Annotated in this window: 23 protein-coding genes; 10 read left to right on the forward strand and 13 right to left on the reverse strand. The window is 74.5% G+C overall.

The window, feature by feature from the left end:
- Positions 1-20: 20 nt before the first annotated feature.
- Both AB0H28_RS19245 and AB0H28_RS19250 read left to right on the forward strand, forming a co-directional pair.
- On the forward strand, positions 21-1,277 hold the full coding sequence (locus AB0H28_RS19245; protein WP_358041591.1) for a molybdopterin molybdotransferase MoeA: 1,257 nt from the start codon (positions 21-23) through the stop codon (positions 1,275-1,277).
- Entirely contained in the window at positions 1,274-1,705 is a 432-nt protein-coding gene (locus AB0H28_RS19250; protein ID WP_358041593.1) for a molybdenum cofactor biosynthesis protein MoaE, read from the forward strand. Before AB0H28_RS19245 ends, AB0H28_RS19250 begins: the two co-directional genes overlap by 4 nt.
- A gap of 13 nt (positions 1,706-1,718) precedes the next feature.
- On the opposite strand, the gene AB0H28_RS19255 is transcribed toward AB0H28_RS19250, so the two are convergent.
- Complete coding sequence (locus AB0H28_RS19255; RefSeq protein WP_358041596.1) at positions 1,719-3,155, reverse strand: glycosyltransferase 87 family protein; 1,437 nt, start codon at positions 3,153-3,155, stop codon at positions 1,719-1,721.
- Between the two features lie 204 nt (positions 3,156-3,359).
- The gene (locus tag AB0H28_RS19260) at positions 3,360-3,905 is read right to left on the reverse strand and encodes a DoxX family protein (protein WP_358041599.1); all 546 of its coding nucleotides are present in this window, start codon (positions 3,903-3,905) and stop codon (positions 3,360-3,362) included.
- Positions 3,906-4,031: 126 nt separating this feature from the next.
- Here AB0H28_RS19260 and AB0H28_RS19265 point away from each other — a divergent pair, with 126 nt between their 5' ends.
- Positions 4,032-4,577: an N-acetyltransferase gene (locus AB0H28_RS19265; RefSeq protein WP_358041602.1), complete on the forward strand. Its 546-nt coding sequence runs from the start codon at positions 4,032-4,034 to the stop codon at positions 4,575-4,577.
- A gap of 20 nt (positions 4,578-4,597) precedes the next feature.
- Here the strand turns inward: AB0H28_RS19265 and AB0H28_RS19270 are convergent, their stop codons facing one another.
- Entirely contained in the window at positions 4,598-5,833 is a 1,236-nt protein-coding gene (locus AB0H28_RS19270) for an ATP-binding protein (protein ID WP_358041605.1), read from the reverse strand.
- A 123-nt stretch (positions 5,834-5,956) separates the two neighbouring features.
- The gene (locus tag AB0H28_RS19275) at positions 5,957-6,829 is read right to left on the reverse strand and encodes a flagellar basal body protein FliL (protein WP_358041608.1); all 873 of its coding nucleotides are present in this window, start codon (positions 6,827-6,829) and stop codon (positions 5,957-5,959) included.
- An 85-nt stretch (positions 6,830-6,914) separates the two neighbouring features.
- On the opposite strand from AB0H28_RS19275, the gene AB0H28_RS19280 reads away from it, so the two are divergent.
- Both AB0H28_RS19280 and AB0H28_RS19285 read left to right on the forward strand, forming a co-directional pair.
- On the forward strand, positions 6,915-7,922 hold the full coding sequence (locus tag AB0H28_RS19280; protein ID WP_358041610.1) for an EamA family transporter: 1,008 nt from the start codon (positions 6,915-6,917) through the stop codon (positions 7,920-7,922).
- A 275-nt stretch (positions 7,923-8,197) separates the two neighbouring features.
- Positions 8,198-8,704 carry an A24 family peptidase gene (locus AB0H28_RS19285; RefSeq protein WP_358041612.1) on the forward strand — a complete coding sequence of 169 codons (507 nt, stop codon included), beginning with the start codon at positions 8,198-8,200 and terminating at the stop codon, positions 8,702-8,704.
- A gap of 62 nt (positions 8,705-8,766) precedes the next feature.
- Here the strand turns inward: AB0H28_RS19285 and AB0H28_RS19290 are convergent, their stop codons facing one another.
- From AB0H28_RS19290 to AB0H28_RS19310, 5 genes are all read right to left on the reverse strand, one after another.
- Positions 8,767-11,946, reverse strand: a complete 3,180-nt coding sequence (locus AB0H28_RS19290; protein WP_358041614.1) for a UvrD-helicase domain-containing protein — start codon at positions 11,944-11,946, stop codon at positions 8,767-8,769.
- 94 nt (positions 11,947-12,040) lie between these two features.
- Positions 12,041-13,315, reverse strand: a complete 1,275-nt coding sequence (locus tag AB0H28_RS19295) for a metallophosphoesterase (protein WP_358041616.1) — start codon at positions 13,313-13,315, stop codon at positions 12,041-12,043.
- An 11-nt stretch (positions 13,316-13,326) separates the two neighbouring features.
- Positions 13,327-13,572 carry a MoaD/ThiS family protein gene (locus AB0H28_RS19300; RefSeq protein ID WP_358041882.1) on the reverse strand — a complete coding sequence of 82 codons (246 nt, stop codon included), beginning with the start codon at positions 13,570-13,572 and terminating at the stop codon, positions 13,327-13,329.
- A 2-nt stretch (positions 13,573-13,574) separates the two neighbouring features.
- On the reverse strand, positions 13,575-14,591 hold the full coding sequence (gene moaA, locus AB0H28_RS19305; RefSeq protein ID WP_358041619.1) for a GTP 3',8-cyclase MoaA: 1,017 nt from the start codon (positions 14,589-14,591) through the stop codon (positions 13,575-13,577).
- On the reverse strand, positions 14,588-15,502 hold the full coding sequence (locus AB0H28_RS19310; RefSeq protein ID WP_358041622.1) for a fructosamine kinase family protein: 915 nt from the start codon (positions 15,500-15,502) through the stop codon (positions 14,588-14,590). The genes moaA and AB0H28_RS19310 overlap by 4 nt, the downstream gene beginning before the upstream one ends.
- A 161-nt stretch (positions 15,503-15,663) precedes the next feature.
- Between AB0H28_RS19310 and AB0H28_RS19315 the strand changes: the two genes are divergently transcribed.
- Positions 15,664-16,818 (forward strand): DUF4192 domain-containing protein, encoded by a 1,155-nt coding sequence (locus tag AB0H28_RS19315; RefSeq protein WP_358041625.1) that lies wholly within the window; start codon positions 15,664-15,666, stop codon positions 16,816-16,818.
- A gap of 46 nt (positions 16,819-16,864) precedes the next feature.
- On the opposite strand, the gene fdhD is transcribed toward AB0H28_RS19315, so the two are convergent.
- The gene (fdhD, locus tag AB0H28_RS19320) at positions 16,865-17,719 is read right to left on the reverse strand and encodes a formate dehydrogenase accessory sulfurtransferase FdhD (RefSeq protein WP_358041628.1); all 855 of its coding nucleotides are present in this window, start codon (positions 17,717-17,719) and stop codon (positions 16,865-16,867) included.
- Between the two features lie 237 nt (positions 17,720-17,956).
- Here fdhD and AB0H28_RS19325 point away from each other — a divergent pair, with 237 nt between their 5' ends.
- The 3 genes from AB0H28_RS19325 (at position 17,957) to AB0H28_RS19335 (ending at position 19,977) form a co-directional block, all read left to right on the forward strand.
- Entirely contained in the window at positions 17,957-18,556 is a 600-nt protein-coding gene (locus AB0H28_RS19325) for an NTP transferase domain-containing protein (RefSeq protein WP_358041630.1), read from the forward strand.
- The gene (locus tag AB0H28_RS19330; RefSeq protein ID WP_358041633.1) at positions 18,553-18,810 is read left to right on the forward strand and encodes a DUF6457 domain-containing protein; all 258 of its coding nucleotides are present in this window, start codon (positions 18,553-18,555) and stop codon (positions 18,808-18,810) included. Before AB0H28_RS19325 ends, AB0H28_RS19330 begins: the two co-directional genes overlap by 4 nt.
- A gap of 66 nt (positions 18,811-18,876) precedes the next feature.
- Entirely contained in the window at positions 18,877-19,977 is a 1,101-nt protein-coding gene (locus AB0H28_RS19335; RefSeq protein WP_358041637.1) for a hypothetical protein, read from the forward strand.
- Positions 19,978-19,990: 13 nt separating this feature from the next.
- Here the strand turns inward: AB0H28_RS19335 and AB0H28_RS19340 are convergent, their stop codons facing one another.
- A complete protein-coding gene (locus AB0H28_RS19340; RefSeq protein WP_358041639.1) occupies positions 19,991-20,449 on the reverse strand; it encodes an Lrp/AsnC family transcriptional regulator in 459 nt (152 codons plus the stop codon).
- 59 nt (positions 20,450-20,508) lie between these two features.
- On the opposite strand from AB0H28_RS19340, the gene ddaH reads away from it, so the two are divergent.
- Entirely contained in the window at positions 20,509-21,342 is an 834-nt protein-coding gene (ddaH, locus tag AB0H28_RS19345) for a dimethylargininase (protein ID WP_358041641.1), read from the forward strand.
- Between the two features lie 54 nt (positions 21,343-21,396).
- On the opposite strand, the gene AB0H28_RS19350 is transcribed toward ddaH, so the two are convergent.
- Both AB0H28_RS19350 and AB0H28_RS19355 read right to left on the reverse strand, forming a co-directional pair.
- Entirely contained in the window at positions 21,397-22,614 is a 1,218-nt protein-coding gene (locus tag AB0H28_RS19350) for an ABC transporter substrate-binding protein (RefSeq protein WP_358041643.1), read from the reverse strand.
- 49 nt (positions 22,615-22,663) lie between these two features.
- A complete protein-coding gene (locus AB0H28_RS19355; RefSeq protein ID WP_358041646.1) occupies positions 22,664-23,491 on the reverse strand; it encodes a prolyl oligopeptidase family serine peptidase in 828 nt (275 codons plus the stop codon).
- Positions 23,492-23,527 lie beyond the last annotated feature (36 nt).

A 23,527-nucleotide genomic window follows, 5' to 3' on the forward strand; every position in this document is an offset into this window, starting at 1 on the left:
CCCGGCGTTAGGCTCGCCGGATGAGCACGGAAACCGAAGCCGCCGCGGCCGAGGTGGGCGCGCCCCCGCCGGCCGGGTGGGAGGAGGCCCGCTCCCGGGTGTACGCGGTAGGTCTCTCCGCCGCGCTCCCGGCGGTCGCCCGGCCGCTGGCCGACACCGACGGGCAGACCCTGGCCGAGCCGCTGACCACGCGGACCGACCTGCCGGCGTTCCCCACCTCCAGCGTGGATGGCTGGGCGGTGCGCGGGGCGGGGCCGTGGCAGGTGGTCGGCCGCGTGCTCGCCGGGCACACCGCGCCCCCGCTGGCGGCGGACGGCACCACCGTGGAGATCGCCACCGGCGCGATGGTCCCCGCCGGCACGACCGCGATCCTGCGGATCGAGGAGTCGACCCGGGCGGCGGACGGCCGGGTGGCGGGCACGCCCCGGCCGCATCCGGAGTGGCGCGAGCCGGGCGAGGAGGCACACCTCGGCGAGGAGCTGTTGCCCGCCGGCACACCTGTCGACCCGGCGGTGATCGGCCTGGCCGCGTCCTGCGGGCACGACACCCTGCGGGTCCGCCGTGCCCCCCGGGCCGCGCTGCTGGTCTTCGGCGACGAGCTGCTCACCTCGGGCACGCCGGGCGCCGGCCGGGTTCGTGACGCGCTCGGCCCGTCGGTGCCCGCCTGGCTGCGCCGCTACGGCTGCCAGGTGCGGGCCGGCGACGTGGTGGGGCCGGTCGCCGACACCCTGCCCGCGCACGTCGCGGCGTTGCGCGGCGCGCTCGCCAACGCCGACCTGGTCTGCACCACCGGCGGCACCATGCACGGCCCGGTCGACCACCTGCACCCGACGCTGGAGGCGCTCGGCGCGGACTACGTGGTCAACACCGTGGCGGTGCGCCCCGGCTTCCCGATGCTGCTCGCCCGGCTGGTCGACGGCGACGGCCGGGTGCGCTTCGTCGCCGGCCTGCCGGGCAACCCGCAGTCGGCGGTGGTGGCCCTGGTTTCCCTCGTCGCCCCCCTGCTGGCCGGTCTCACCGGCCGGCCGATGCCGGTGCTGCCGCAGGTCACCCTGGCGGAGCCGATCCCCGGGCGCGGGGACCACACCCACCTCGCGCTGGCCCGCTGGGACCGGGTCGCCGGCACCGCCCACCCGGTGCGGCACGTCGGCTCGGCGATGCTGCGCGGCCTGGCCGGCGCGGACGGCTTCGCGGTGATCCGGCCCGGCACCAGCGGCGCGGTGGGCGACCGGGTTCCGCTCGTGCCACTGCCGTTGACCTCGGGGGAGCGCTCATGACCGTGGAGGCTCGCGTGGTGCTCGGCACGGTCACCGACCGGCCGCTCGACCTGGCCGCGCACGAGGCGGCGGTCGCCGACCGCCGCGCCGGTGCGGTGGTCTCCTTCCAGGGCGTGGTCCGCGACCACGACCACGGGCGGGCGGTCACCCGACTGGAATACGAGGGTCACCCCTCCGCGGAGGCGGTGCTGCGTGAGGTGGCGGCCGAGATCGCCGCCGACCCGGCGGTCCACGCGGTGGCGGTGTCGCACCGGGTCGGCCCGCTGGAGATCGGGGACGTAGCCCTGGCCGCGGCCGTCAGCACCGCGCACCGGGCGGCGGCGTTCGCGGCCTGCGCCCGGCTTGTCGACGAGGTGAAGGCGCGGCTGCCGATCTGGAAACGGCAGGTCTTCGACGACGGCACCGAGGAATGGGTGAACTGCCCCTGAGTCGGGCCGCCGCTCAGCGCCGGGCGGCGGGCTGGGCGGTGCGGGGCAGCCGGTCGGCATGGAAGGCCGGTTCGGCGCCGGGGCGCCAGGGCAGCGCCGCGACCAGCAGGATCAGCGCGATGGCCAGGGAGTTCTCCATCAACGCGCCGAACAGGCCGTCCTGATAGTGGGACACCTCGGGGAGTTGGTGCTCGTACGGCCAGATCGGCGAGATCAGGAACAGCAGGTAGAGCCCGAGCGCGCCGGCCGCGTGCCGGAGCCCGGTCAGCGTGGGATACCAGATCGGCGGGCGTAGCGCGGGTACACCGTTCGTCACCGGCGGCGCGTTGCCGCGCAGCGGCAGGCCACGGCTGGCGTCGCGGCGGCGTACCGCGGCGTCGGCCAGCACCACGACCGCCGGGATCACCCAGACCAGATGGTGCGACCAGGAGATCGGGCTGATCACGTTGGCTGTGAGCCCGACCAGCGTGAACGCGGTCAGCTCGTCGCCGTCGGCGCGGGCGCTGATCGCCCGGGACAGACCCAGCGCCAGCACCAGCACCGAGAACGCGAGCCAGAGCAGCCCGGGCGTCTCGATCGAGTCGTAGAGCCGGGCCAGCAGGCCGGCGAGGGACTGGTTGGCGGTCATGTCGGCGGCGCCGACCCGCTCGGTCTGCCACAGCACGTCGGTGAAGTAGGTGCGGGACTCCGCGCCGACCACGCCGAACGTCCCGAGTGTCACGCCGACCGCGGTGGCGACCGCGATCCACGCCGCCCGCCACTGGCGGGTGAGCATCAGGTAGCCGATGAACAGCGCCGGGGTGAGCTTGACGGCGGTGGCGAGCCCGATGCCGACCCCGGCCCAGGCGCCGCTGTAGACGAAGCGGGCCAGCGGCGTCTGGGCGGTCTCGTGGTGGGTGCCGCGCCTGGCCCGCCAGCGCAGACCCACGAGGTCCGCCATGATCAGTGCGAACAGCAGCAGGTTGACCTGGCCGTAGCCGAGGGTCTCCCGGGACGGCTCGATGGCCACGGCGAGCGGGGTGGCGATGCCGACGGTGAACCAGAGCGACCAGCCGAGCCGGTCCACGATGGGACGCAGCAACGCCGCCAGCACGACGGCGAGCACACCGATGCTGGCCAGCGCGTTGACGAACCCGGCGGCGTCCACCGGCAGCCAGGACATCGGCAGCATGACCAGGCCGGCGAACGGCGGGTAGGTGAAGCCGAGGGTGGTCGAGGGCGCGACGAAGTCGTACAGCTCGTTGCCGTTCGCCCACCACACCACAGCGCCGTGGTAGATCTTCATGTCGAAGAAGTTGTACGGCCGGCCGAAGGCGCCGATGGCGAGCCAGGCGGCGTACGCCACGGCGGCCACGACGCCGGCGCGTACGGCGATCCGTTGGTCGACCCCGAGGACGACGCGGGGGGCCGGTGTGAGGCGGTTGGTCCGTCTACCGACTGTCGTCGGCATGGCGTGGCCACCCCCGTACCAAGGTCGTCGTGCCCGTCCAGGTCCGGAACGGAGCCTAGAACGGTGCCTCACGATGCTGCCTCCCGCGTTACGCGACCGTGTCCGATCCCACACGTGTTTGCGACATTTCCGCCGCGTTAACGGGTCTCGGACGGTTCAGGTGATTGGTGGCCTTGCGGGGGGTGGTGGCCGTGCGGGTGCAGGTCAGCCGGGCATCCGGCGCGCGGTTGCCGCGGAGCGTACGGCGATCTTCGCCTCGCGGCGGGCGGTGCGGACCGCGCGCTTGACCGACCGGCGCGAGTGGTCGATCCGGTGGCCGGCGCGCCAGCGCAGGCCCGGCCTGCCCTCGGTGTCCGCGGCGGCGAGGAGGAGCCCACCGAGCAGGCCGAGGTTCTTCAGGAAGTGGATCTGGTTGTTGTTGCGCGCGCTCGGGTCGTCGTCGTTCCAGAACGGATGGCCGGCGGCGGTCGTCGGCAGCAGGGTGCCGGCGAGCACGAGCGCGGCCGGGCGGCTGAACCGGCCGGTGGCCAGCATCAGACCGCCGACCAGTTGCGTCGCGGCGTTGGCCCGGATCAGCGTCTCGGTGTCGGTCGGGATGCGCGGGTGCAGGTTCCGGATCAGCGGGGCGATCTTGTCGGTGACCGGTTCGGAGGCGGGCACCAGCCGTTCCGGGTTGCGCAGGTTGCGGGCGCCGCTGACCACGAAGATGCCGCTCAACATGACTCGGGCGAGGGAGCGCACGGGCTTCATGCTTTCAGTCATACCCCGTCGTCGGCCCCGTCACCCCTGCAACACACGAAAGGAATCGACGTCCGTCCGGCATCGATTTCAGCGACCGTCGCTGATGGGCCGGCCGTGTTCGGTAAGGTCGCGCGGGTGACGACGCTGCGACTACGCCCGGAGGACCCGGCGGACGAGGCGCCGGTGGCCCGGGTGCTCGCTGCCGCGTTCGCCCGACCCGACGTGGCCACCCCGCCGGAGGTGGGCCTGGTCGAGGAGTTGCGGCACAGCGCCGCGTGGATCCCGGAACTGGCCATGATCGCCGAGTACGGTGGCGAGGTGGTGGGGTTCGCGCTGCTCAGCCGCGTGCGGGTCCGCACCGAGGCGGGCGGCTGGCCGGCGCTGGCGCTCGGTCCGGTGGCGGTGGCCCCGCACCGCCGCCGCGTCGGGCACGGCACCGCCGTGGTGCAGGCGGCGCTCGACGCCGCCACCGAGCTGGGCGAGCGGCTGGTGGTGGTGCTGGGCGACCCGGCATACTACCGGCGGTTCGGCTTCGGCCCGGCGGACCGGCTGGGGCTGACCAGCCCCTGGTCCGGGCTGGGCGAGCCGTGGCAGGCGCTGGTGCTGCCGCCGTCGGTCGCCGAGGAGCCACCGCCCCCGGCCGGCGAGGTGGTCTTCCCGCCGCCCTGGTCGCGGGTCTGACAGGGTGACACCGCCGACGCTCAGGCCGGTTGGGTGCGCAGGTAGCGGCCGAAGTGCGGCACGGTGAAGGCGACCGTCCCCCGCTCACCCGAATAGATCAGGCCCTTCTTGATCAGCGCGTCCCGGGCCGGGGAGAGGCTGGCCGGCTTGCGGCCGAGCGCCCGCGCGATCTCGGCGGTGGGCACCGCGGCGTCCATGTCGTCCCGGACGCCCTCCTCGCCGTCCACCAGCGCCAACGTGGCCATGGCGCGCATGTATTCGCGTTCGGCCGGGGTGGCCCGCTCGAACCGGGAGCCGAAGAAGCCCACCGCCAGCTCGGCTTCCGCCTCCGGAGCGGCGACCCGGACGTCGGCCGCCGTGATCGGTGAGCGGGGCGCGTGGTCCCAGGTGGCCTTCCCGTACGCCTGGACGAAGTAGGGGTAGCCGCCGGACTTCTCGTAGAGCAGGTCGAGCGCCTTCTGCTCGTACTCGACCTCCTCCCGCTCGGCCGGCGCGCAGAGCGCCTGGTCGGCGGCGATCCGGTCCAGCCGGTCGATCCGCTGGTAGCGGTAGAGCCGTTCGGAGTACGACTTCGCGGCGCTGAGCACGGCCGGCAGGTGCGGCAGGCCGGCGCCCACCACGATCAGGGGCGCGCCGAGCTGGGACAGCTCGTGGCAGGCGGCGCACAGCGCGGAGACGTCCTCGGCGCCGACGTCCTGCATCTCGTCGATGAAGATCGCGATGCCGGTGCCGACGTCGGTGGCGACCGCCGCCGCGTCGCTGAGCAGCTCGACCAGGTCGATCTCGATGTCGCCGGAGTCGGCCCGGCCGCTGGCGGCGGGCACGTCGATGCCGGGCTGCCACCGGTCGCGCAGTTTCGGCGCCGCGCCGGCACGCCCGGTCGGCGTGGAGCGCTGGGCGAACGCCTTGAGCACGCCGAGGAAGCCGTCGATGCGGTCCGGCGCGCGGTGTCGCGGGGCCAGCTCCCGGACCGCCATGTGCAGTGCGGCGGCGATCGGTCGGCGCAGGGACTGGTCCGGCCGGGCCTCGATCTTGCCGGTGCCCCAGAGGTGGTTGATCGCCTCCGAGCGGAGCGTGTTGAGCAGGACCGTCTTGCCCACCCCGCGCAGCCCGGTGAGCATCAGGCTGCGTTCCGGCCGGCCCCGGGCGATGCGTTCCAACACCACGTCGAAGACGTCCAGCTCCCGCCCCCGCCCGGCAAGTTCGGGCGGGCGCTGGCCGGCGCCCGGGGCGTACGGGTTGCGGACGGGATCCACGAATCGCACAGTATCGGCTCGTCTAGCGGTCAGGCTAGACATGCGTAGAGGCGGCTACCGCGTGTCGGCCTCGACCTTAAGCTAGGGCTGTCTAGCGTGGATGCTAGACAGCCCTAGTTTTACCTACCGTCGCTTGAGGCAGAGCACGAAGTCGAGCGTGTCCAGCTCACTGTCGAAGAAGTACCAGTCGGTGTAGCCGGCCACCTTGCCGCACTTCGCCTCGGCGTCCTTCTTGCCGCTGGTCGCGCCGTCGATCCGGCGCAGCACCTCGTAGGTCTTCGGGGCACAGTCGGCGATCACCAGCTTCGGCTGGCCGCTCCCGCCCTCGTTGGCCACGCACTGACCCGCCTTGACGAAGCGCGGATCGGTCGACGAGGCCGGGGCCGCCGCCGTGGGCGTCGCCTCCGCCGCGTCGCTCGGCGCCGCCGTCGGATCCGCGGCCGGCGCGGTGGCGGCCGTCGTCCCGGCCGGCGGGCTCTCCCCGTCCCGGCCGAGCAGCCAGTATGCCCCGGCACCGCCGAGCAGCAGCACCGCCAGCACGATCACCACCACCAGTAACGGGCCCCGGCCCCGCTTGGGCGGCGTCGGCTCGTCGTAGGGCCCCGGCCCGGCGAGATACGGCGGTGGGCCGCCCGGGTACGGCGACTGCCCTCCGGCGTACGGCAACTGTCCGCCCGGGTACGTGGGCTGCCCGGCGTACGTGGGCTGCCCGGCGTCGTACCCGGGCTGCCCGGCATACGTGGGCTGCCCGGCGTCGTACGCCGGTTGTCCGGCGGGGTGGCCGGGGCCGGCCGGGTAGCCCTGGTGCGGCGGCGCGTCGGCCCACTCCGGCGCCGGCCCGTACTGCTGGGGTGGGCCGTACTGCTGCGGTGGGCCGCCGTACTGCGGGCCGCCCGGCCCCGGCCCGCGATGCGGGTCGTGGGCGTAGCCGTCATCGGGGCGTCGTGCTCCCCACGGCTCGGGTGCTCCGCCGCCCGGTGGTCCGAAGTTCGACATGAACGCCTCCTGCGTACGCCAGTGCTGAGCGGCCGGCCACCGAAGGGCAACGCCGACGCCGTGGCCACCGTAGCGTGGTCCACCGATGAGCTCACGCCCCACGAGTGCGACGGACGCCACCGGAACCCCGGCGCCGCCGGCCCGCACCGCCCTGATCTGGACCGCACTGGCACTGGTCTACCTGTTCTGGGGCTCGACCTACCTGGGCATCCGGATCGCGGTCGAGTCGCTGCCACCCCTCACCTCCGCCGCGATGCGGTTCGCCGCCGCCGCCGGAGTGCTCGCACTGGTGCTGCGACTGCGGCGCGGGCCCGGGTCGCTGCGCGTGCCGCCCCGCCGCCTCGGCTCGGCCGCGCTGGTCGGCGTCCTGCTGCTGGCCGGGGGCAACGGGCTGGTGGTGGTCGCCGAGTCCGGCCCGCCCGGCGACGCGGTGCCCTCCGGCGTCGCCGCGCTGCTGGTCGCCACCGTTCCGCTCCTCGTGGTGGTGCTGCGCACCGCCGGCGGGGACCGCCCCCGCCCGTGGACCTTCGCCGGGGTGGCGCTCGGCTTCGCCGGTCTCGTCCTGCTCGTGCTGCCCCGCGACGGTGTCGACGGCGTGCCGCTGGCCGGCGCGCTGACCGTCGTCACGGGCGCGGTCAGCTGGTCGGTCGGCTCGTACCTGGCCGGCCGGATCCGGATGCCGGCCGACCCGTTCGTGGCGACCGTCTACGAGATGGTGGCCGGCGCGGTGGCGCTCACCGGGATCGCCGCCGCCCGCGGCGAACTGCGCGACTTCAGCCCGGCCGAGGTGACCGGACGGTCCTGGGCGGCGCTGGCGTACCTGATGGTGGCCGGCTCCCTGATCGCCTTCACCGCGTACGTCTGGCTGCTCGCCCACGCGCCGATCTCCCTGGTCTCCACGTACGCGTACGTGAACCCGGCGGTCGCGGTGGCGCTCGGCGCCCTGTTCGTCGCCGAGCCGGTCACCGCGCAGGTGCTGCTCGGCGGCGTGGTGATCGTGGCCGGCGTGGCGGTGGTGGTGCGCACCGAACGTCCGCGCCGGACCACGCCGGCAGCCGGGAACGGGGCGACCCGGAGGGCGGCCGGGCGGTAGCGTCCCGGCCCGTGTCGGTGGCGTCGGTGGCGGGGGCGGCGCTCCTGGGCGCGCCGGCCGGCCTGGTCGCGGTGCCGCTCGGCCGCCTCCTCGTCGGCCCCTCGCCCGACGGCACCGTTGGCGGTGGCGCTTCCTGCGGTGGGGCCGCGGTCGGCGGTGGCGTGCCTCCCGACGGCACCGTCGGCGGTGGCGCTCCTTGCGGTGGGGCCGCGGTCGGCGGTGGCGTGGGTCCCGAACGGGCGACGCGAGCGTGCGCCGCCCCGAGCCGGGGCGGCGTGAGCGGGGTCGGAGCCGTGGTGTTCGGCGGGCTGGCCGCCACGCACGGCACCGGGCCCGCGCTGCCGGTGCTGCTGCTGATCGCGGCTGCCGGCCTGGTTCTCCTGGTGACCGACCTGGTGGCGTTACGACTGCCCGATGCGCTGGTCGGCGCGGTGGCGCTCGGCGGGCTGGGCCTGGTCGCGACCACGCCGATCACCGGCGACACGAGCCGTGCGGCAACCGCGCTGGCCGGTGCCGGCCTGTCCCTGGGCGGATACGCGCTGCTCGCGCTGCTGCCGGGCGCCCGGCTCGGCTTCGGCGACGTGAAGCTCGCCGCCGCCCTCGGACTCCCGCTGGGTTGGCTCGGCTGGCCGACGCTCCGGCTCGGGCTGCTTCTCCCGCACGTGCTCGCCGGGCTGACGGTGCTCGTGCTGCTCGCCGCCGGCCGGATACGCCGGGACACCCCGCTGCCGTTCGGCCCGGCGATCCTCGCCGGCGCGTGGCTCGCCGCCGTGCTCACCTGAGCATGCGGTTGTTAATAGGGGGCCCCTCCTATACCGAATGCGTTAACAGGGGGCCCCTCCTTTCACATCAAGCGGAGCTGGTGATCGCGCGGGCGGCGGGGTTCGGTGGCGCCGAGGCGGTCGAACAGGGCCGGGTCGATCACGTCGAGGAACGGCGTCGGCCGGGTCTCCCGCTCGGTGCCGTGCCGGCTGCGCCGGGCGGCGTGGCTGACGTAGAGCCGGTCCTGCGCCCGGGTCAGCCCGACGAAGAAGAGCCGGCGCTCCTCGGCCACCGCGTCCTCGTCCGGCTCGGTGCCCGGCCAGCGCAGCGGCAACAGGCCGTCCTCCGCCCCGACCAGGAACACCACCGGGAACTCCAGGCCCTTCGCCGCGTGCAGGGTGAGCAGCGTGACCGCCTCGGCGCGCGGGTCCAGCGCGTCCACCTCGGCGCCGGTGGCGAGCTGGCTGAGGAAGGACCCGAGGTCGTCGTCGCAGCGTCGGGCCAGCGGCGTGAGCAGGTCCACCGCCGTGCGGACGTCCTCGGGGCGTACCGCGCCGGAGCCGTCGAGCGTCGGCACGGCGAAGCGTTCCGCCACGATCCGGCCGGCTTCGCGTACCCGGGTGGTCAGCGGACCGTCGAGGCCGGCGTGGCGCAATTCGCGGGCGATGGCGGCCACACCGGGACGGTCGCGCAGCCGGTCGTGCGAGCGCTTCTGCACCGGGATGTTCGCCCGGGCCAGCGCGTCCACGATCGGCGCGGCCTGCGAGTCGGTGCGGTAGAGCACGGCGATGTCGGAGAAGGAGAGCGAGGTCGCCCGCCCGTCGACCCGACCGGAGTCGAACGACCGGTGGGACAGGCCGCCGACCAGCTCGTCGACGGTGCGGACCACGAAGTCGGCCTCGTCGGCGACCGTGGACGCGGCGTACCGGCCGACAAGCGGGGCCTCCGGGTCGAGCCGGGCCGGGTCGAGCCGGCGACCCCGGACCAGCGACGACGGCGCGATCGCCTGCACGGCGGCGGCCAGGATCGGCGCGGAGGAGCGGTAGTTGCGGTTCAGCCGGACCAGCCGGGCGTCGGTGAAATCCTGCGAGAAGCGCAGGAAGTAGCCGACGTCGGCGCCGCGGAACGAGTAGATCGCCTGGTCCGGGTCGCCGATCGCGCACAGGTTGCCGTCGGCGGGGCTGAGCAGCCGCAGCAGCTCGTACTGGACCGCGTCGACGTCCTGGTACTCGTCGACGAAGATCCACTTCCACCGCTCCCGGTAGTCCCGGACCAGCTTCCGGTCGCCCTTCAGCAACGCCACCGGCAGCGTGAGCAGTTCGTCCAGGTCCACCAGGTCCCGCTTGCGCAGCAGCGCGGCATACCGCTCGTCGTCGTCGCCGGCCTCCGCGCGGGCCGCCGCCCGCTCGGCGTCGTCGGCGATCCGGAAGTCCGCCGGCAGCCCGGCCGCCGCCGCGTTCTCCCGCAGCACGGTCAGGCCGAGCGCGTGGAACGTGCCCACCGTGACGTCCTCGGCGACCGGCCCGAGCAGCCCGTCCAGACGGTGCCGCAGCTCCTCCGCCGCCCGGCGGGTGAACGTGATCGCCAGACACTGGTCCGGGAAGACGTTCAACTCCGCGCACAGGTAGGCGATCCGGTGGGTCAGCGTCCGGGTCTTCCCGGTGCCCGGCCCGGCCACGATGAGCAGCGGACCACCCGGCGCCGACGCGGCCACCCGCTGCATCGCGTCCAGGCGGTCGAGCAGGCCGGTGCCCACCTCCTCCATGCCGGCCAGCATCGGCTCGAACGGCTCGTGCGGGGACGGCGGCGGTGCGAGCGGGGGCGCGGGCGGCTTGCGCGCGGGCTCCGGCCGCGCCTCCGCCGGGCGCCTGGCCTTCGGCTTCGCCGCCGCCTCCGCGGGCCGCCGCGGCGCGGGCACGGGTACGTCGAAGAGCGCCTCCTGCCCGCCGCCACCCGATCCGTCCAGTTCCGCCGGATCGAACAGCGTGATCACCCCGTACTCACCGTCGTAACCCGGCACCCGGCGCACCTCGCCGCGGCGCAGCCGGCCGATGCCCTCCGCGAGCAGCTCGCCGCCGACGCGGCCGATCTCCTCCACCGGGGTACGGGTCAGGATCTCCAGCTCCGGGCCGAGCGCCGCGACCAGCTCGTTGAGCTTGCCCTCGACCTTCTTCGACCGCGCTCCCACCCGGTTCAGCTCACCGAGTATCTCGGCCAGCGGCACCAGGTGGGCCACCTCGCGGGCGTGCGCCGGCCGGTGCCCCGCCGGCCGGTCGGCGAGCGCCTCGACCCGGCTGAGCACACCGACGGTCAGCGGCTTGCCGCACTCCGGGCAGCGCCCGCCCGCCTCGCGGGTCCGCTCCGGCGACCAGTTCACCCCGCAGAGGCGGTGGCCGTCGGCGTGGTACTTGCCCTCCTCGGGAAAGAACTCGACGGTGCCGGCCAGCCCGTCCCCGGTGCGCAGCGCCTCGCGGATCGCGAAGTAGTCGCGCGCCGCGGTGAGGACGGTCGCCTCCCGGGCCAGCGCCGGCGGCGAGTGGGCGTCCGAGTTCGACACCAACTGGTAGCGGTCCAGGCTGCCGACCCGCCAGTTCATCTCCGGGTCGGAGGAGAGCCCGGTCTCCACCGCGAAGATGTGCTCGGCCAGGTCGGCGTAGCAGTCGGCGATCGCGTCGAAGCCGGACTTCGAGCCGAGCGCGGAGAACCAGGGCGTCCAGATGTGCGCCGGCACGAGGTAGCCGTCTCCGCTGGCCTCAAGGGTGATCTCCAGCAGGTCGCGGGAGTCCAGCCCGAGGATCGGCCGCCCGTCCGAGCCGAGGTTGCCGATCCGGCCCAACGCGGCGTTGAACCGGCCCACCGCGTCCAGGTCCGGGAGGTAGATCAGGTGGTGCACCTTGCGGGTCCGGTCGTCCCGCTTGTAGATGGTGGAGATCTCCACGCTCAGCATGAACCGGACCGGGTCCGCCTCCGCCTCGCTGGCCAGCCGGGGCGGGAGTCGCCGGGCGATGTCCCGTTCCGCCTCCGGCGACAGCCGGTAGAGGCCGGGCTCGGCCGGGTGCAGCGTCTCGCGCAGGTGGTCGTACCAGGCGGGATGGGTGAAGTCGCCGGTGCCGAGCACCCCGATGCCCTTGCGCCGGGCCCACCAGCCGAGGTTCGGCAGGGTCAGGTCACGGCTGCACGCGCGCGAGTATTTCGAGTGGATGTGCAGATCCGCGACGTAGGGCGGGAGGCCACCGGGGGGTGCGGCGCTGAACGGAGGCACGCCGCATCCTGTCATGCCCGGTTGGCTACCCGCCCGCCGCCACGCGTACTCGTGACCTGAGCAATGCGGTGCCGGACGCGGCAGCCCTCACCCGCTACGGGGCGCGCAGCTCGACCAGCGTCACCTGCGGCGGAGCGCCGACCCGCACCGGTGGGCCCCAGAAGCCGGCGCCGTTGGTGACGTAGACCTTGGTGCCGTCCACCTCGCCCAGACCGGAGACCACCGGTTGCTGGAGCTTCACCGCCAGGTTGAACGGTGCCATCTGGCCGCCGTGGGTGTGCCCGGACAGTTGCAGGTCGACGCCGAACTTCGCCGCCTCGTGCGCGGCCACCGGCTGATGGGCCAGCAGCACCACCGGGCGGCTCGGGTCGCGGTCGGCGAGCGCGGCGGCGTAGTCGGCGGGTGCGGCCAGCCCGGTGCCGGCGGCGGTCACGTCGTTGACGCCGGCCAGGTCCAGCACCCCGCCCCGGGCCCGGATCTCCTGCCGCTCGTTCTGGAGCACCCGCAGGCCGAGCCGGTCCACCTCGCGGACCCACTCCTCGACGCCGGAGTAGTACTCGTGGTTGCCGGTGACGAAGAAGCTGCCGTACCGGGAGCGCAGGTCGCGCAGCGGCTCCGCCGCGGCGCCCAGCTCCGCCACCGAGCCGTCCACCAGGTCACCGACCACCGCGACCAGGTCGGCGTCCAGCCGATTGATCATCGCGACGATCCGTTCGGTGTGCGCCCGGCCGCGCAGCGGCCCGAGGTGGATGTCGGAGACGGTCGCGATCCGCAACCCGTCCATGCTGCGGGGCAGCTTCGCGAGCGGGATCCGCACCCGGTCCAGCCGGGGTGGCCCCATCGCGGTGCGGACGCCGTACCCGGTCACGCCGGCGGCGGTGAGCCCGGCGAAGATCGCCGCGCCGCGCGCGAGCAGCAACCGGCGGGACGGGTCGTGGTCCGCCGCAGCCGTCGGCCCGGCGGCGTCGCCGATGCGGGCCGGCGGGCGGGCGCCGCCGGACCGGGCCGGGGTGCCGGTGCCGACAAGCGCCGGCTCGCGCTCCGGCCCCGCGGTCGTGGCCCGGCGGGCGCGCCGGCGCAGGACCAACCGGAGCACCGCGGTCGGCGCCTCCAGCACCAGCAGCAGCACCAGCAGGTAGAACATCACAGCCAGCCAGAGGTAGCCCGGCCAGGCCAGCCAGTAGAAGCCGTTCTGGGTGCCGGCCATGGTCGCCGGCACGAGCAGCGCGAGCAGGATCGCTGCCGCCGCCCCCACCCGGCGCACCCGCCCCGGGCGGGTGGTGTCCCGGACCATCCGCTTCCACAGGTAGAAGTGGATCAGGCCGATGACGAGCACGACGAAACCCACGAATGTCGCCATCGCCAGCACGTCGGCCTCCCTCAGCCGCCCGCGAAGGGTGGCAGCACGTCCACCGTCACCCCGGCCGGCAACGGCGTCTGACGATCATGACAGGCGACGCCGTCGACCAGGAAACTCGCCGCCTTGAGCACCACGGCCAGCCGGTCGCCGTGCCGGGCGGCCAGGTCGTCGAGAAGTTCGTCCAGCGACCGGCCGGCGGATGCGGTCTCCTCGGCACGACCGGCGGCGGCCCGGGCGCCGGCGAAATAGCGGACGGTCAACTCCACCGTCAACCGCCGATCGCGGACATCGGCCGGACGGGTTGCAGGAACGCCGGGTCGTCGATGCCGTGCCCGGCGCGCTTGCCCCACATCGCGACGCGCCAGCGGCGGGCCAGTTCCTCGTCGTCGACGCCGGCCCGTAGCGCGGCCCGCAGGTCGGACTCGTCGGTGGCGAAGAGACAGTTGCGCACCTGGCCGTCGGCGGTGAGCCGGGTGCGGTCACAGTCACCGCAGAACGGCCGGGTCACGCTCGCGATCACCCCCACCCGGGCCGGCCCGTCGTCCACCAGCCAGGTCTCCGCCGGCGCGGCGCCCCGGTCGGCCGGGTCGGGCCGCAGCGCGAACTCGGCACGCAGGGCGGCCAGGATCTCGTCGGCGGTGACCATTGTCGACCGGTCCCAGCCGTGCTGGGCGTCCAGCGGCATCTGCTCGATGAACCGCAGCTCGTAGGCGTGGGCCAGGGCGAACCGCAGCAGGGCCGGCGCCTCGTCGTCGTTGACGCCGCGCATCAGCACAGCGTTGATCTTCACCGGGGTCAGCCCGGCGGTCGCCGCGCCGGCCAGCCCGGCGAGCACGTCGTCGTGCCGGTCCCGCCGGGTCAGGGCGGCGAACCGGTCCCGGTCGAGCGTGTCCAGCGAGACGTTCACCCGGTCCAGCCCGGCCGCGCGCAGCGCCGGCGCGAGGCGGGCCAGGCCGATGCCGTTGGTGGTCAACGAGATGCGCGGCCGGGGCGACAGCGCGGCCACGGCCGCCACGATGCCGGGCAGCCCGGGCCGGATGAGCGGCTCGCCGCCGGTGAACCGCACCTCGGTGACGCCGAGCCGGCGCACCGCGACGCCGACCAGGCGGACGATCTCGTCGTCGGTCAGCAGTTGGGGGCCGGCGAGCCAGGGCAGGCCCTCCGCCGGCATGCAGTAGGTGCAGCGCAGGTTGCACTTGTCGGTCAGCGAGACCCGCAGGTCCCGGGCGACACGACCGTAGCGGTCGGCGAGAGGCCCGTCGGCCGTCGTCCGGGAGGCGGTCATCCGTCGACCGTAGCGCGTCCGGAGGCCCGGAGCGCAGCCCGTGCGGCGGCGGCCACCGCTTCCGCGTACGCCTCGCCGAACAGCGCGGTGTGCACCAGCAGCAGGTGCAGTTGGTGCAGCGGCACCCGCTCGCGCCAGCCGTCGGCGAGCGGCCAGGTCTCCCGGTAGGCGGCCAGGATCCGGTCGAGGTGAGGTGGGCCGCCGAAGAGCGCGAGCTGGGCGAGGTCGGTCTCGCGGTGGCCGCCGTGCGCCGCCGGGTCGACCAGCCAGACCCGGCCGTCGGCACCCCACAGCAGGTTGCCCGGCCAGAGATCGCCGTGGACCCGGGACGGTGGCTCGTCGCCACCGAACTCGCCGACCCGGTCGATGACCTGCTCGACCAGCGCCACCGCGGCTGCGGTGAGCGCGCCCCGGTCGACCGACGCCCGCAGGTGCGGCAGCAGCCGGCACCTGGCGAACCAGCTCGACCACGGCCCGGGTGCGGGCGTGTTGTCCTGCGGAAGCGCGCCGATGAACCCGGTCCACTCCGCGCCGAAGGCGCTCGCGCCGGCCCGGTGCAGCCCGGCCAGGCCGCGGCCGAACTCCTCTGCCGCCGCCGGCCCCGGTTCGCCCGGCTCCACCCAGTCGAGCGCCAGCAGCTCCGGCAGCGCGACCAGCACCTCGGGCACCGGCACCGCGTCGGCCTCGCGCAGCCACCGCAGACCGGCCGCCTCGGTGGCGAAGAAGCCGTCGGGCACCGGCCGCGCCGCCCGTTCCGGCCAGCTCTTGGTGAAGACGGAGTGCCCGTCGTCCAGGGTGAGTCGCGAGGCGGCGCAGATGTCGCCGCCCGCGACCGGGGTCTCCCGGATCCGCTGGTGGGTCAGGAAGGTCGGCAGGTGCGCCGGGTGTGCCCGCAGGTACGCCAGGTCCATGACCGCAAGGTAGCCGCTACCGGGGACATTCGGGGGTCGTGCCGGACCCTGGTCGTCGCCGATCGACCTCGACCTGGGCCGATACGCTGCGTGTCTGTGGATGGACGGCGTGTCGTCCACAGGGCCCCCCGTGGCTGCCGTCCGCCACGGACGCTCCCGACATGAACTCGACCGAGCGCCCCCGCCTCTCCGTCCGTTCCCCGGCCGACCTGGTCGCCGCCGTGCCCTACCTGATCGGCTTCCACCCGGCCGACAGCGTCGTGGTGGTCGCGATGCGGGGCCGGCGTGTCGTCTTCGCCGCCCGGTGCGACCTGCCCGAACGAGGGGCCGACCCGGGCCCGGCGGCCCGGCACCTGGCACAGGTGGTGGTGCGGCAGGACGCCGACGCCGCCACGGTCATCGGCTACGGCCCGGCTGCCCGGGTCACCGGCGTCGTGGACGCGGTCGGCGAGGCGCTGGACGGGGCCGGGCTGATCGTCCTCGACGCCCTCCGGGTGACGGAGGGCCGCTGGTGGTCCTACCTCTGCGACGAGCCGGCCTGCTGCCCGGCCGACGGCACCCCGTACGACCCGGCCGCCAGCCAGGTCAGCGCCGCGGCTGTCTTCGCCGGTCAGGTGGCCCTGCCCGACCGTGCCGCGTTGGCCGCGCAGGTGGCACCGCTCGACGGTCCGGTCCGACTCGCCATGCGCCGCGCCACCGGGCGGGCCCGACGCCGGTTGGCCGCGCTCACCGGCGTGCCGCCCGGCGACGGGTCGCCCGAGGGCGCTCCGGTGGGCCGGGCCGAGCGCGGCGATGCGGCGGGTCGCGCCCGGGCGGACGGCCCTCCGTCCGGTGGCCGGCCGGCCGGAGCGTCCCCCGGCGAGCGGCGCGAGGAGGCTCGGGCCGTGCGCTCGGCCGGCACGGCGGCGGTGCGCGCCGCGTTCCGTCGGCAGCGGCGCGGCGAGCGGCTCGACGACGACGAGGTGGCGTGGCTGACCGTGCTCCTCACCCACGTCGCGGTGCGGGACCACGCCTGGTCCCGCACCGACGGCCGGGACGCCGACATCAGTCTCTGGACCGACGTCTTCCGCCGGGCCGAGCCGGACCTGACCGCGGCGCCGGGAACGCTGCTCTCGTTCGCCGCCTGGCGGGTCGGGGACGGCGCGCTGGCCGCCGTCGCCCTGGAGCGGGTGCTCGCGGCCCACCCCGAATACCCGCTGGCGGTGCTCCTCGACGACGTGCTGCGCCGCGGACTTCCCCCGTCCGAGCTCGACGGCTGGTCGGTCGGCGCCGGCGGGACCGTACTGCGCCGCCGCCGTCGTCGCCCGCCCGGCTGAGCCTGCGCCGCCCGCCCGGCTGAGCCGGTGTCGTCGCCGGGTGTGGTCAGCCGGGCACGCGCTGCGGGCCGGTGTAGACGTTCATGGTCGCCCCGCGCAGGAAGCCGACAAGCGTCATTCCGGCCTCCTCGGCCAGTTCGGCAGCGAGCGTGCTGGGCGCGGAGACCGCCGCCAGCAGCGGCACTCCGGCCATCCACGCCTTCTGGGTGAGCTCGAAGCTGGCCCGACCGGAGACGAGCAGCAGGTGGCCGGCCAGCGGCAACCGGTCGGCCCGGGCGGCCCAGCCGACCACCTTGTCCACGGCGTTGTGCCGGCCCACGTCCTCCCGCAGCACCAGCAGTTCGCCGTCGGCGTCGAAGAGCCCGGCCGCGTGGAGGCCACCGGTGCGGTCGAAGGCGCGTTGCGCGGCGCGCAACCGGTCGGGCAGCCCGGCCAGCAGCTCGGCGGTGACCTCCAGCGGGTCCTCCCGCACGGCGAACCGGGAGCGGGTGCGCACGGACTCGATGCTCGCCTTCCCGCACACCCCGCACGAGCTGGTGGTGTAGAAGTTCCGAGCCGGGTCGGTGACCGGCTCCGGCACCCCGGGGGAGAGCACCACGTCGACCACGTTGTAGGTGTTGGGGGTGTCCGCCCCGGCGCAGAGCTGCGCGGTGTGCACGTCCTCCGCCGACCGGATCAGCCCCTCGGTGAGCAGGAAACCGATCGCCAGGTCCAGATCGTCGCCCGGAGTGCGCATGGTCACCGCGAGCGGTCGGCGCCGCCCGGAGCCGGCGGGCCCGACCCGGATCTCCAGCGGCTCCTCCCCGGCCAGGGTGTCCTGCCGGTGGACCCGGGTCCGCCGGTCGCCCGTCGCCGCCAGGTCGATCCGCAGCACGCCACGCCGGTCTGTCGCCCGTCCCATGCCGCCATCCTCTCCCGCACCCGCCCCCACCCGCACCTCGATGCTGCCGGCCGCGCATGGGCCGATCGCTGCCAGGGCCGGCCCGGCCGGCGTTCCCACGACCAGCGAGCCGGTGATTCACACCAGTGCGGCGAGGTGGCTGCGTCGGACGCGGCGGATACCGCCAGTGCGGCGGGCCGCAGTCGATCAAGGGCCGGCAGGCGGTGCGAGCGCGGCGACCCTGGGTAGGGTGAGGCGGTGACCGGGTACGCGGCGGTGCTGCTCGCCGGCGGCGCGGCCCGGCGGATGGGTGGGGTGGACAAGCCCGGCCGCCCGGTCGGTGGCCGGCCGATGCTGCACCGGGTGCTGGCGGCCGTGGCCGACGCGAGCGAACGGGTCGTGGTCGGCTCGTCCGGTCCGGTGCCCCCAGGGGTGCTCGTGACCCGCGAGGAACCCCCCGGTGGCGGCCCGGTGGCCGCTGCGGCGGCGGGGCTGGCCCGGCTGCGCTCCGATGTTCCCACGGTCGCCCTGCTCGCCGCCGATCTGCCCCTGCTCACCGCCGAGGCGGTGGCCGAGCTGCGGCACGCGCTCGACAGGTCGACCGACGGGCTGGCCTGCTACCTGGACGGCGACGGTCGGCGGCAGCAGCTCTGCGGGGTCTGGCGTGTCTCGGCGCTGCGGGCCGCCCTCGACCGGCTGGCGGCGCACCGGGGCGGGACGGTCGACGGAGCCCCGGTACGCGAGCTGCTGGCCGGCACCACGGTCCGGGAGGTGGCCTGGTCCGGTGCCGGGGCGCCGCCCTGGTTCGACTGCGACACTGACGAGGACGTACGCCGGGCCGAGGAGTGGACGACATGACGGTGATGGACGACTGGCTCACCGCGGCCTGTGCCGAGCTGGGCCTGGACCCGGCGCAGGTGCCGGTGTCGGCGGTGCTCGACCTGGCCCGGGACGTGGCGCACCAGGTGCTCCGGCCGGGCGCGCCGGTCAGCGCGTACCTGCTGGGGGTGGCCGTGGGGCGCGGCGCCGATCCGGCCGCGGCGGCTGCCCGGCTCAGCGCCCTGGCCGGTTCCTGGCCGGTGGAGTTGGGCGGGACGACCGAGGCGCGGTAGCCGGGTCGGGTGTGATCCGGCCCGCACCGACCGTGGGTAGGGTGGCGGGGACGGACGGAGGCGATCATGACGGCAGACCACCCCTCGGCGCCGGTCGACAGGCCTTCCGGCGGCACGCCGGAGCAGCACGATTCGATCCTGCTGGACGAGCCGACCACGGCCGATCTGCGGGCCAAGGTGACCGAGGCCTGGCGGGAGTTCGCCCGGGCGCTCGCCGACCGGCTGCGCGGGCTGCCCACCGGCGGGCACCTGGAGGTCACGCTGGACCCGACGGCCTCCGGGACCGGGGACGCCGTCTACTCGGTCAGCGCGGACGCCGGCGACGAGGGCGGCCTGTCGGCCCGGGCGGTCGGCAACGCCACGCTTCCGCCGGGTTACCGGCTGGATCGGGCGGCGGTGGCCGACATGGTGGCGCTGGGCTGGTCGCCGCCGGGGGTGGTGCCGGGCTCCGGCGAGCAGTTCGGCCTGGACTGCGGCGTCGACGAGGCGACCCGCCTCTCCGCCGTGCTGTCCCGGACGCTGCGTGACGTCTACGGCGCCCCGCATCCCGCGTTCCTGGTCTACCTGGTGCACGACGCCGACGGTGAGCCGCTGCCGGCGGAGCCGCTCGGCACCGCCCGCAGCGAGTCCGGCCCGGACCGGGACGTGGAGGCCGACCTGGACGAGGCGTTGGCCGCCGCGGCGGCCGCGCAGGCGGGTGAGAACGACGTGCTGGCCCTGGCGGAGCGGGTCCGCACGGTCGTCTCGACGATGTTGAAGTCGAACTCCGATCAGGTGCAGGTCGACTCCGACGGCGACATCAACATCCGAGCCGGCTCGGCCATGGTCTTCGTGCGGGTCCGGGACAATCCGCCGCTCGTCGACGTCTTCTCGCCGGTGTTGACCGAGGTCGAGCCGACCGAGCGGCTCTACGTGAAGCTCTCCGAGCTGACCAACCGGATGCCGATCGGTCGGCTCTACTGCGCCGACGACACGGTCTGGGCCTCGATCCCGGTCTTCGGCCGCAACTTCCAGGCCACCCACCTGATGCTGGCCGTGCAGGTGATGACCGGCCTCGCCGACGAGCTGGACGATCGGCTGCACGGCGAGTTCGGCGGCAAGCGGTTCTTCGGCGAGGGCGACAAGCCGGCCCGGGCGCAGGAGCACCGCACCGGCATGTACCTCTGAGGTGCCTCAACCGTCAGCCGGTGGACGGTCCGACGCCGGGCGACTCGACCAGTCGGGACAGCACGATGGTGCTGCGGGACGAGGTGACGAACGGTTCGGCCCGCAGCCGTTCCAGCGCCTCCTCCAGGTGGGCGATGTCGGCGGCGCGCAGGTGGACCAGCGCGTCGGCCTCGCCGGAGACGGTGTAGGCGCCGACCACCTCGGGGTGCCGGCGGGTGGCGACGCCGATCTGCGTCGGGGTGGTCCGGCCGGCGCAGAACAGCTCGACGAACGCCTCGGTGGTCCATCCGACGGCGGCCGGGTCGACGACGGCGGTGAAGCCGCGGATCACCCCGGTGGCGCGTAGGCGGTCGACCCGGCGCTTGACGGCCGGGGCGGAGAGTGACACCCGGCTGCCGATGTCCGCGTACGAGGCGCGAGCGTCCGCCACGAGCAACGCAATGATTCGCTGGTCGACTGCGTCTATCTGCAACGTTCCGCCTCGGGGAAGCAATGGTTGTGGCTGTTACCAAAGTTCTACCGTACCTACTCTTGGTGACCGTGAACCAGCAGCGAGTCTCGCGAAAGCGGACATATCTCATGTGCTCGCCCGAGTACTTCGCGGTCGAGTACGCGATCAACCCGTGGATGGACGTGACCACGGCGGTCGACGCCGACCTGGCGGTCAAGCAGTGGGACCGGCTGCGCGAGACGCTGCTCGGGCTCGGCCACGAGGTGCACACCCTCGCCCCCGAGGCGGGCCTGCCGGACATGGTCTTCGCGGCCAACGGGGCCTTCGTGGTCGACGGCACGGTCTACGGCGCGCGGTTCAAGCACGAGCAGCGGGTCGGCGAGGCCGCCGCGCACCGGGCGTTCTACGAGGCGCAGGGCTGGCACTTCATCGCGCCGAGCGAGACGAACGAGGGCGAGGGCGACTTCGCGTACCTGCCGGAGGCGCACGGCGGGCTGATCCTCGCCGGCCACGGCTTCCGCACCGAGTTGGCCGCGCACGCCGAGGCGCAGGAGGCGCTCGGCCGGCCGGTGGTCTCGCTGCGCCTGGTCGACCCGCGCTTCTATCACCTGGACGTGGCGCTCGCGTCGATCGACGACGGGAACGTCGTCTACTACCCGGGCGCCTTCTCCGCGGCCAGCCAGCGGGTGCTGCACCAGCTCTTCCCGGACGCGGTCGTGGCGGACGACGAGGACGCCCTGGCCTTCGGCCTGAATCTGGTCAGCGACGGGCTCAACGTGGTGCTGAACAGCGAGGCCACCCGGTTGGCCGGCACGTTGAAGGCGGCCGGCTACCAGCCGGTGCCGGTGGAGCTGGCCGAGCTGAAGAAGGGCGGCGGCAGCGTGAAGTGCTGCATCGCCGAACTGCGGCACTGACGGCGCGCGCATCCGAGGGCGGTCCTCCGGTCGCCGGGGCCGCCCCGCGTCGCGTCAGCCGAGCGTGGCCAGTTCGTTGATCACCACGTTGGAGAGCATCCGGCCGTCCAACTGCACCTTGCGCAGGTACCACTTCTGCTGCGGCGTGCGCGGCTGGTTGAACTGCCAGGAACCGCGCGGGCTGTCGATCTGGCCGATCTTGCCGAGCGCCAGGTTGAGCTGCGTCGGCGACGGCGCGTCGTCGACCAGCCGGATCGCCTTGTCCAGCACCTGCGCGGCGTCGTACGAGGCCATCGCATACGTGGTCGGCGAGGTGTTGAACGTCTTGCGGTAGGCGGAGGCGAAGACCCGGTTGGGCGGGTTGTTCAGATCGGCCGAGTAGTTCAGCGCGGTCTCGATGCCGTATTCCTCGATCAGCTTCCGGTCGCGGCCCTTCTCGCCGTCGTCGAGCTGTTCGAGGACGGTGCCCTCGGTGAGGAACCCGGGCGCGTAGATCGGCCCCCGGTAGCCCTCGTCGTAGAGCTGCTTGATGAACTGCACCGCCTGTGCGCCGGTGTAGTGGCAGAAGACCGCGTCCGGCTTGCGGGCCAGCGCCTTGCGGATCGGCCCGGCGTAGGCGCTCTTGCCGGGGTTGGGGTAGTTGGGGGTGTAGATCGGGTCCTCGGTGAGCCGGCGGCCCTTCTCGTAGCCGCGCCGCAGCCCGGCGACGACGTCCTGGCTGCCCGTCCCCTGGGTGCCGAAGATGGCGATCCGGCTGGACGGGTCCAGGATCTGGCGCAGGTACTCGCCGAGCGCGAAGCCCGGCTCGTCGAGCACGTACGAGGTGCGCCAGATGTAGACGACGCCCTGGAGTTCCTTGGGCGAGGCGTTGGAGCCGATGAGCGGCACCCGGGCCTGCTCCACGGTGTTCCGGATGCCGGTCATGACGACCGGGCTGACCACGCCGGTGAGCGCGAGCACGCCCTCCTTGAGCAGCCGGTCGACGGCGGCCTTGCCGGTCGCCTCGCTGTCGCCCTCCTCGGCCTGCACCACCGTCACCGGGTGCCCGCCGAGCTGCTGTTCGTGGGTGCTGAGGAAGAGTTGGAAGCCGTTGGTGATCTCTTCACCGATGGCCTTGTTCGGGCCGCTGCCGGGCACGATCAACCCGATCTTGATCGGGCTGCCGGGCGTGCCCTCCGCCGTGTCGTCCCCGGAGCCGCAACCGGCCACGAGTCCGGTGGTGCCGAGCGCGGCCAGCAGTTGCAGGGCACGCCTGCGGTTCATCTGTGCCACCGAACTTCCTTCCCGCCGGGGTGGCCATGGTGCACACCCCTTCGGCGTTCTACCTGGTCGGCGACGCTGCGTCAATGCCCGGAAGATCATCGTGAAGGGACCGCAACGCCTCGACAACCCGGGGCCAGGCGGCCGAATCCGGCGCGATCAGCCCGAAGTGTTCGCATTCCGGCAGCTCAATCAGCGTGGCGTCGCCTCCGGCGGCCCGGTCGGCGGCCACCCAGGAGCGGCTCGTCGACACCGGAACCTGCTGGTCGAGGACCCCGTGCACGACTACTGTGCGTACCCGGATCGGCACCAACGCCGATGGATCAGCGGCGGCGTACCGGTCCGGCACGTCGGCCGGGCCGCCGCCGAGCAGCGCGGCCACCGCCCCCGCGTCCAGATCCAGCCGGTACGCCTCGGCGAGGTCCGCGACCGGCGCCAGCGCGAGGACGCCACCGACGGAGTCCGGTGCGTGCGCGGCGGCGTACAGCGCCAGGTGCCCGCCGGCGGAGTGGCCGACCAGGACCGGCGGCGCGGACGCCACCCGGCCGGGCAGCGCGGCGGCGGCCAGCCCCGGCAGGGCGGCCACCCCGGCGAGCACGTCGGTGAGCGGGCGCGGCCAGCCACCGTCGGGCCGGCCGGTACGGCGGTATTCGAGCTGGGCCACCGGGTGGCCGAGCGCGGCCAGCGCGACCGCCATCGGCCCGGTGTGGGTGCGGTCGTACTCCGCCCGCCAGAACCCGCCGTGCACCACGACGACGAGCGGCCGGGCGGGTCCGTCGCCGGCCGGGTGGCGCAGGTCGGCGCACTGGTCCGGGTGGCCGCCGTAGGCGACGGTGGCGTCCGGCGGCGGAGCCGGCCGGGTCAGCACGTCGCGGGGGTCGCTGGGCATGCGGGGACGGTAGCCTGCCCGGTCCTGGGCGCGTGT

This window comes from Micromonospora sp. NPDC050980 (assembly GCF_040653835.1).
In the GTDB taxonomy this organism is placed as follows: Bacteria; Actinomycetota; Actinomycetes; order Mycobacteriales; family Micromonosporaceae; genus Micromonospora.

Bases quoted from the DNA above. Each gene is read 5' to 3' on its own strand.
- AB0H28_RS19250 (WP_358041593.1), top strand. From the start codon at position 1,274: ATGACCGTGGAGGCTCGCGTGGTGCTCGGCACGGTCACCGACCGGCCG.
- AB0H28_RS19330 (WP_358041633.1), top strand. From the start codon at position 18,553: ATGACGGTGATGGACGACTGGCTCACCGCGGCCTGTGCCGAGCTGGGC.
- AB0H28_RS19280 (WP_358041610.1), top strand. From the start codon at position 6,915: ATGAGCTCACGCCCCACGAGTGCGACGGACGCCACCGGAACCCCGGCG.
- AB0H28_RS19355 (WP_358041646.1), bottom strand. From the start codon at position 23,491: ATGCCCAGCGACCCCCGCGACGTGCTGACCCGGCCGGCTCCGCCGCCG.
- fdhD (WP_358041628.1), bottom strand. From the start codon at position 17,719: ATGGGACGGGCGACAGACCGGCGTGGCGTGCTGCGGATCGACCTGGCG.
- AB0H28_RS19260 (WP_358041599.1), bottom strand. From the start codon at position 3,905: ATGAAGCCCGTGCGCTCCCTCGCCCGAGTCATGTTGAGCGGCATCTTC.
- AB0H28_RS19310 (WP_358041622.1), bottom strand. From the start codon at position 15,502: ATGGACCTGGCGTACCTGCGGGCACACCCGGCGCACCTGCCGACCTTC.
- AB0H28_RS19255 (WP_358041596.1), bottom strand. From the start codon at position 3,155: ATGCCGACGACAGTCGGTAGACGGACCAACCGCCTCACACCGGCCCCC.
- AB0H28_RS19315 (WP_358041625.1), top strand. From the start codon at position 15,664: ATGAACTCGACCGAGCGCCCCCGCCTCTCCGTCCGTTCCCCGGCCGAC.
- AB0H28_RS19245 (WP_358041591.1), top strand. From the start codon at position 21: ATGAGCACGGAAACCGAAGCCGCCGCGGCCGAGGTGGGCGCGCCCCCG.
- moaA (WP_358041619.1), bottom strand. From the start codon at position 14,591: ATGACCGCCTCCCGGACGACGGCCGACGGGCCTCTCGCCGACCGCTAC.
- AB0H28_RS19335 (WP_358041637.1), top strand. From the start codon at position 18,877: ATGACGGCAGACCACCCCTCGGCGCCGGTCGACAGGCCTTCCGGCGGC.
- AB0H28_RS19275 (WP_358041608.1), bottom strand. From the start codon at position 6,829: ATGTCGAACTTCGGACCACCGGGCGGCGGAGCACCCGAGCCGTGGGGA.